2 protein-coding genes are annotated in these 1,545 nt (G+C 69.4%); both read right to left on the bottom strand.

What is annotated here, in order from left to right; translation table 11 throughout:
• The coding region (locus FDZ70_10475; GenBank protein TLM66469.1) for a hypothetical protein at positions 1-358 on the bottom strand (358 nt) is incomplete at its 3' end.
• The coding region (locus FDZ70_10470; GenBank protein TLM66468.1) for a hypothetical protein at positions 330-1,545 on the bottom strand (1,216 nt) is incomplete at its 5' end. The genes FDZ70_10475 and FDZ70_10470, both read right to left, overlap by 29 nt.

Genomic DNA, 1,545 nt, shown 5'->3' with positions numbered 1-1,545 from the left:
TGCGCACCGTGCACAACGTCACGTTCGCGACGAGCAGGACCGCCACGACCGAGATGATCCAGCCGCCGAACACGTCGTCGAGCCCCGTTATGCGCAGGACATGCGCGACCCCGGGCGCAGACGCCTCCAGCCTGCCGAAGGTCGACTCGGGCATGTAGGTGCGCTGGGGGAAGAGCACGTTGAGCATGCTCATGCCGATCAGGATGGCTATGAGCACCGCGGCGAGCCGGGGCGAGGCGAGCCGGTCCGCCAAGCTGCGACGACGCCCGCTCACGCACGTGCCGCCGATTCTGCGAAGCCCGACGCGCCCCTGCGACTCCCGGCACAGCTCACTCCGGAACCGACCATTCCGCGACATTCCAGAAGTCGCCCGCGGGATATGCTCCGGGCCTGTAGCCCGAGATGCCGTTCACGACCGTGGAACGTACCTGCGGTCGCTCAGGCAGTATCAGCGACTGCTCCACCGCCTGCGCCTGTATGCTACTGCCGATCGACGCGCGCACCCGCGCGTCCGGCTCGGTGCTCGCCTCTCGGTGCAGCTGCGTCATCTCGGCACCATCGGCGCCGCCCGCGACTCCGATGCCCCAGGGACGGGCCATCGAAGGCTTGTCCGACGCGTCGAACACGCTACCCCAGCCGGGGTCCGGCGTGCCCGGGAACGCGCCGAACACGACGCCGAACGGCTCCGTGGCGATGCGACCGCCTCGCAGCCAGGACCCGTACATCCGGATCGAGTTGTACTTGTACCTCGTCGCCACACCCACCCGGCGCCACGCCTCCAGGACCGCGTCGATCTCCTCCTTGAGCGCCTCGTCCGAGCCGTCACGGCTGGTGAGCTCGAGCACCACCTGAAGGGGCTCGCCGTCCTTGTCCAGGACACCATCCCCGTTCGTGTCGCGCCAGCCCGCCCGCGCCAGCGCCGCCTTCGCGACTTCGGGATCGGCCGTCACCGGCGAGGTCGGTGGCTTCGAGGCGGCGAAGATGCGCCCCGTGAACGGCGTCGCGGCCGTCGTGAGCACGGAGGCCGAGATGACGTCGGTCGGATACGCCGCGATGAGCGCCTTCCTGACGAGCGGGTCCGCGAACGGCGAGTCCGATGTGTTGAACAGCAGCCCCCACCACCGCCCCGTCGGCGAGTCGACCACGGTGCCGATGCCATCGCGCCTCACCGCGAATGCGTCCTTGCCGTCCACGTACGCCCAGAGCGTAGGTACCTCCGCCTTCGCGACGATGGCCATCGCGTCCGCGTCATCCGTGAACACGACGTCGAGCCGCTCGATGGAGGCCTGCGCGCGCGCCGGCGAGTCGGCTCTCCTGAGCTGCCAGCGGACGCCGTCCTCCCACCGTTCGAGGCGGTAGGGTCCGCAGCCGATCGGTGATGCCCAAAGCGCAGCGTTGATCTGTCCCGCCTGCGCCTCGAGCAGGTGCCCCGGAAGCACGAACGGGAAGAGCGAGTCCGCGGCCGCACCGAACGACTCGCTCAAAGTCACGGTCACCACCTGCCCATCGGCGGCGACGTCCTCGATGGCATGGTATCCCGGGAAC

Source organism: Actinomycetota bacterium (assembly GCA_005774595.1).
GTDB lineage: Bacteria > Actinomycetota > Coriobacteriia > Anaerosomatales > D1FN1-002 > D1FN1-002.
The sequence above is the reverse complement of the archived record's forward strand: the minus strand, read 5'-3'. Positions and strand labels throughout refer to the sequence as shown.